6 protein-coding genes are annotated in these 6,048 nt (G+C 39.8%); 1 reads left to right on the forward strand and 5 read right to left on the reverse strand.

Annotation, left to right across the window (positions count from 1 at the left end; translation table 11 throughout):
- Positions 1-1,207 (reverse strand): phosphoethanolamine transferase (locus AACR93_RS01305; protein ID WP_043852131.1); only part of this gene is annotated, 1,207 nt, incomplete at its 3' end.
- Between the two features lie 205 nt (positions 1,208-1,412).
- Positions 1,413-1,847: an EamA family transporter gene (locus AACR93_RS01310; protein ID WP_033113892.1), complete on the reverse strand. Its 435-nt coding sequence runs from the start codon at positions 1,845-1,847 to the stop codon at positions 1,413-1,415.
- Positions 1,848-1,981: 134 nt separating this feature from the next.
- Between AACR93_RS01310 and AACR93_RS01315 the strand changes: the two genes are divergently transcribed.
- Entirely contained in the window at positions 1,982-2,719 is a 738-nt protein-coding gene (locus tag AACR93_RS01315; RefSeq protein ID WP_043852132.1) for a COG4705 family protein, read from the forward strand.
- Positions 2,720-2,957: 238 nt separating this feature from the next.
- Here the strand turns inward: AACR93_RS01315 and AACR93_RS01320 are convergent, their stop codons facing one another.
- The 3 genes from AACR93_RS01320 to AACR93_RS23125 are packed head-to-tail and all read right to left on the reverse strand — an operon-like array spanning position 2,958 to position 5,573.
- On the reverse strand, positions 2,958-3,650 hold the full coding sequence (locus AACR93_RS01320; RefSeq protein ID WP_043852133.1) for a hypothetical protein: 693 nt from the start codon (positions 3,648-3,650) through the stop codon (positions 2,958-2,960).
- 29 nt (positions 3,651-3,679) lie between these two features.
- Positions 3,680-5,170, reverse strand: a complete 1,491-nt coding sequence (locus AACR93_RS01325) for a relaxase/mobilization nuclease domain-containing protein (RefSeq protein WP_197077987.1) — start codon at positions 5,168-5,170, stop codon at positions 3,680-3,682.
- Complete coding sequence (locus AACR93_RS23125) at positions 5,160-5,573, reverse strand: plasmid mobilization protein (protein WP_408779509.1); 414 nt, start codon at positions 5,571-5,573, stop codon at positions 5,160-5,162. Before AACR93_RS23125 ends, AACR93_RS01325 begins: the two co-directional genes overlap by 11 nt.
- Between the last annotated feature and the right edge of the window lie 475 nt (positions 5,574-6,048).

Genomic DNA, 6,048 nt, shown 5'->3' on the forward strand with positions numbered 1-6,048 from the left:
CACTGCGTGGACAGTCAGGAGTGAACTGACGATGAGCATCAGGGTAGCGTTTGTAGTAGGTTGGGCCATGGCTACCTATCAGGTGGAAGCCAACCAGCTTATCCCCTTTCATTTGAGCAATTTCACTGTCGAGCTCTTGAAGGACAACCTCGTCATAGCATGTGTTTTTATCGCAGAACTTTGGGTAATCCTTCGGTTTGATCTCGATGTTAGGAACTCGGTCGCAGACGCCTTTGCAGCCGCCATCGTTCTCCTTCCAAAAAATGGAGACCCCCGTTTTCTGCAACACATCTAACAAACCCTCGCTATTACGAGCGAGATTATCATCAAACTCCTTTCTCCCCATATTGGAAAACATGCAGGGGACAGATACAGCGGTTGCAGTCCCACACGAACGAACATCATTAAAGGAGATCACGCCACCAGATTTACTGGTAAATGGATTGGTGTCTTTCTCATAGCCATTCATCGAGAAATTTTTACCACGAGCGGTTTCACCAACGACCAGAAACATCAACGTGGGCTTACTTTGATTAGTATCCCGTTTTGCATCATCACCTAAAGTTGTAAATGGGATTGGTTCAGCAAGATAACGATTGTAAACGTATTTAACGGTACTATTAACGAAATTGGCTGGAACAATCTCACGCTGGAGGTTTGAATTGTTGCGCCCCACTGACACATAATCTTGATAGTATAGTGCTGCAATAACCGCAATCACTATAAGTGATGCAAACATCGATAGGGCACGAGTTAGAATCCCTTTGAACCATTTTTCCTCATATTCAATTTCAACAAAGAAAAGTAAAATGGCAGGGATAAAACCAGCAATAGTAACCCATACTATAATTGGTAAGCTTAAATATGCTAACGCCTCATTTTGATTGGTTTCAAAAATATTCTGAATCATGTTTTGATCAAACAAGACTCTATACTTCATCATTGTGTAACTAACGATTGCACTAAGTGCGATAAGAAGTGCAAAAAAAGGCTTTATTAAATACCGTATCGAAAATGGAACAAATACAAAGTTAAGCGCTGCAACAAGCAATATTGGTAATGAAATGGCGAAACCAAACTTAAAATCTTCTAATTTGTAAAGGATTTCGTAAAAATGGAGAACTCCACGCCAGTTCAGCATAAATGCAAAATACAGTGCCAAAAAGAACATAAGCGGAACAATTTTTATTTTTATAAGGGAAGGCATACTTACTCCATTAATAGTCCAACAATCACTTTCTAACGAGACATCTTGTCTTTATGTTGAAAATGAATGGTAACAAAGCTGTACGTGAGCTTAAGCGGCATTTTGTCATTTACTGATAAAAATGCGATCTTAATCACAAATGTCTTATCCGAAATGATACACAGCTAAAATTAAGGAAGTCTTAAGATGCGCTTCGTTCAGCTTTCTATCGCTTGAAAGCCAATAGCAAGACACCGCCAGCGATCATGCCAATGCCCAGCCATTCTCTGACCGATGGTCGTTCACCAAGGAAAGTGAAAGCAAAAATAGCAACCAGGACAAGGCTGAGCTTGTCTACTGGGGCAACCTTAAAAGCCTCACCAATCTTGAGTGCTCGAAAGTAGCAGACCCAAGAAGCGCCTGTTGCTAAACCTGACAGAGTAAGGAAAATCCAAGTTTTTGGTGTTAGACCAAAAGGGTTGGCCCACTTCCCTGTGTAAGCAATAAATGCTGATAAAACAACGATGATCACTCCTGTGCGGATCAAAGTTGCAAGGTCAGAATCAACCCCCTCCACCCCTACCTTCGCAAAAATTGCAGTCAGAGCAGCAAAAATTGCAGACAAGAAAGCCCAGTAGAACCACCCAGTTTGTGAGTCCATTTGACACTCCACAATTCGCTACGCATCAATGTTAAATTTTTTCGCATGGCGCTATCCAGCTTAAGTGTTTCTTAATAAATCCCTGACACTCTTTCATGGACGGCGATTCGTCTAACCAAATGATAGGGTGAACTATGCATAGCAACACCGATAACATCGTAAGCAAGGTGCCAGAAATCACACTGGCCTTTTGGATGATTAAAATTTTAGCAACAACGCTTGGTGAGACAGGCGGTGATGCGTTATCGATGTCGATGGATCTAGGCTACCTAGTGAGTACAGCAATTTTTGCAGTCATTTTTTTTGCTGCTGTCAGTGCTCAGATATCCGCCAAGTCTTATAACCCTACGCTGTATTGGGTCACGATCATCGCAACCACCACGGTGGGTACAACGCTGGCTGACTTTGCAGACCGTTCTTTGGGAATTGGTTATGCAGGTGGTTCGACCATACTCTTCCTTTTGTTACTTGGTTCCTTTGGGGTGTGGTATCGAGCGCAAGGAGAGATATCATCCAGTGTAATTTCGTCACCCAGAACAGAAATGTTCTACTGGATCACCATCATGTTTTCACAAACTCTTGGCACGGCATTGGGTGACTGGACTGCCGATGATGCCGGATTCGGGTATGCAGGGAGTTCCGTTGTATTCGGTGGCATGTTGCTGGCCATAGTCGCAGCCTACTTATGGACTAAGATCTCTCGTACATTCTTGTTTTGGGCTGCCTTTATTATCACACGCCCCCTTGGCGCTGTTGTTGGAGACTTCCTGGATAAGCCATTGAGCAAAGGTGGGTTGGAACTTAGGGAAGGTGCGAATAAGTCATATGGCACGAGAGCATTTAATGGTAACCCATTGATATTAAATGACTAAAATTTTCATTTTTTGTTCGTGGGATACTTGTTCGCACTTTCCCTAACAATCGCCGTCTGTCAGCTGAATAGTGGGCAAGTTTTGACGCTATGCCCACAGTGTAGAATTTTTTAAATTGCCGTTAGTCAACGGCAGGATGCCAGTATAATAAAATACTTTTATTTTAATATGCCTGCGTACATACAATCCGTTGTTCATCATTTTTTTAGTTTTTAGACCGACCTGTGATCGGTATTTACTATCCAAACTTACCGTTAGTTTTATTTTTTAACAATGATATAGTTTTTGCTCTGTAACCAGGAGGTAGTTTTTTTTCTAGGTCGGATTGTTTAAATCCAATAACCTCAGTTATCAGGTAGGTAATGGGTTTCAATCCCTGGAAAATATTCTTAGCCTCCTCAATGTTTAATTTTGTTTTTTTGTGAGATCTGATAATTTCATCACACAACGGACTTAGCATGTCGACCAGTGTCCCATCCTTACGTATAAGGTGGAAATTTAATGAATTACCCTTGTCTGATGTCGAGAGGAGGTGGTTTATTTTTATCGGATCAGCGATAACGCCTATGAACTCACCTATACGTCTATTTTGAATAAATCCAAATTCATCGCGATACTTTTCATCATCGGAAACTGATCTTTTTATAACGGGGTAACCACCCCAAAAACCTCTGGCATGATTCGCGAGATAGGAATTTTTAACGTCATTTTGTTGCTGTTTAGCCCATTCGGTAAATTTTATCACTTCATCTTGTGTTAGACTTGAAATTAGTGAGTAATCAGAATCTATATCAACAGTGCCAAGGTGCTCATGTTTGGATTTATATATTGACCTAATGGTTCCGTCCTTGAGTTCTAAATTTTCTTGAATGCTGATTGTTGTACTGAATGTGATTGTTTTTAAGTTTGAATTCAATCTTGCTATTGCCATATTACTAACCTCATAATTTATTGTTTTAATTATTTCATCTTTAATAACTCAATGCCATTTGGGATGGTTCTTCCAGTCCAATCATCGATCCATTTGTTAGCGTTGTGAATTGACGTGACTAACTCCTCCTGATTTGATGATGTAATCACAACGATGTTTGGTGCCTGTGCCTGTGCCTCTGTATCCATAACGTACCCATCGGGTAGGTTTGGTTCCAATCCGTGATTAACTGACTCAAAACCATTCTTGAATATGCGTTTTAATGCAGCCGTTATCGCGGCTAAGAACTCCTCAATCACTGAATCGGAAGGTTTTTCTTTCCATTCACATGAAAAATTAAGTTGTAGCAGGTTATGAGCGTTAAATCGTTTATCCCTGTATATGTATGACTTAACCCTACCTATAATTTTCTTATATTGCTTTTGAGTACAGCGAACCAATGCTATGAAATTTTCTATATAAGTGTCACATTTAGATGTTAGTGATTTTTGGTTATGTTTTCTTTCATTTAAACTAACCTTTGATGCTATAGGGATGGTTTGTTTTAAATGTAAATTTGGCTCTGGTGAAATTTTATTGTATTTTTGAAGTTCAGTTATTATTTTTTGTTCCTCTAAATTGTGAGTACGTAACTCTAAAATTTTATCATCTCTAGTTGGTGAGTATGTAATACCCTGTTCTAATAGCCTGCCCCAGGCCGCACGGCGGCGTTTAACATGCGTTCCTGAAATCCATATCAGTCCATCAACACTGTACATAATGCCTGTTGGGACACCATTTTTTCTACGCACGGCAACCATCACATTATAGCCCCGCAACTTTTTTACGAGTCCAGAGATGGTTCTCGGTCTACATTCAAACACTCTATCTAAAACAGATCTTATAAGATTTTTTGGATCTTGCTGGGCTGACAACGTTCCTCTACCAGTGCCGGTTTTCATGTCTGTGATAGAATATTCAATTCCCCAGTTTTCATTAGGATTTTTTTGTTTAACGAGGCCAAGAATTTTTTCTATATCTCGTACCGCCTGTATGCAACGGTCATAATCGTTGTAGGTATTGACTAGAGTGCGATCTAGTTTTACGCGACATGCAACGATATGGATATGTTGGCAATGAGCGTCATTGTGTATTACAGAGGTCCATTTCGTGTCATTTCCATATCCCATCCGATCCATGAAAATTCGAGCTGACACGAACCAGTGATATGGGCTGAGGCTATCACCAGCAGGTAACGAAATTGAATAATGCGCACATTTCATTTCTCCAGAACCCAAATACAAATTCGCCTGCTGCTCTAGTTCTGTGAGCAGCCCACTGACATTATAATTTTTACCGCTTTCAGTGAGCGCCAACTCTGGGTAGCTGAATACATTTCCGCCAAGATAATTTATCTGTGTTGGGGCCTGTTTTTTATGGTCTTTCTTTTTGTTGTTAGAATTTTTGAATGGAGAATTCCTGAATATATAATTTAGTCTCCCAGAAAAACCTGGCGTCAGATCAAAAACCTCACCGATCATGTTTGCCCTCCACATGTGCTACGCCTGAAATATTTATCAGTAATTTATAGACGGATTGGATTTTCTGGAGGATCAAAACATTTTTGGAGTGATTATTTTTGACCTCATCAGAATGTAAATGGAGTCTACACTCCAAAATGAATTCGTTGATATCTGCCGTCAGCCTATTTAGCTGAGCTAACCAATGGATCAATTCTACATGACAGATAGCTGGTTCCGAGTCTATGTGTTTCTCGTTGAGTGCAATTGCGCGAACGAGTTCGCTAATTTTAGCTACCCCGGATGCATGGCATCGTGCCTGTAATTTCTGATATTCGTCCGCTGTAAACGAAACTCGAACTCGCAGGGTGCGTTTGTCTGAGTCTATTTTTGGGGGTCTACCCCATTTTTGCCTTTTTATCATAAACCCCTTCTTATAGTTGTTATTAGTGTTTTTGTGCCTATCTGTGAACAATAAGACCAGATAAGTAGCCACCTAAATATAGCTGGTAAGGAAAATTATCAAGAACATAATAATTTAAGTGTAATCTGTCATAAATATTGATGTTAAGCTACAAGGAAAAGTCTTAATCAATAATCTTGTTTTAATTATTGCAAATTATAAAAATGATATCAACCCTTCCAATGAAGTTATTATTGATTTTTGAAAAGTTATTTTTGAGTAAATTTCTAGGTTCGTAATTTTAGTTTTGATGATAGCTATGTCAGTGGCGTGATCACTCATTTTTTGACCGTAATAAATGGTCATTTTTAAATTGATTTTATCGGTAAGGATGGCGAAAACGGTTACAGAGAAATTTTGATCTGATAGCGGGTATTTCTACCACCCTCAGGCATTTTTTCAAGGCAGCCCGGGAATTGCATATTCCGGTCGAAAA

The organism is Aeromonas sp. L_1B5_3, from assembly GCF_963866575.1.
Classification (GTDB): domain Bacteria; phylum Pseudomonadota; class Gammaproteobacteria; order Enterobacterales; family Aeromonadaceae; genus Aeromonas; species Aeromonas jandaei.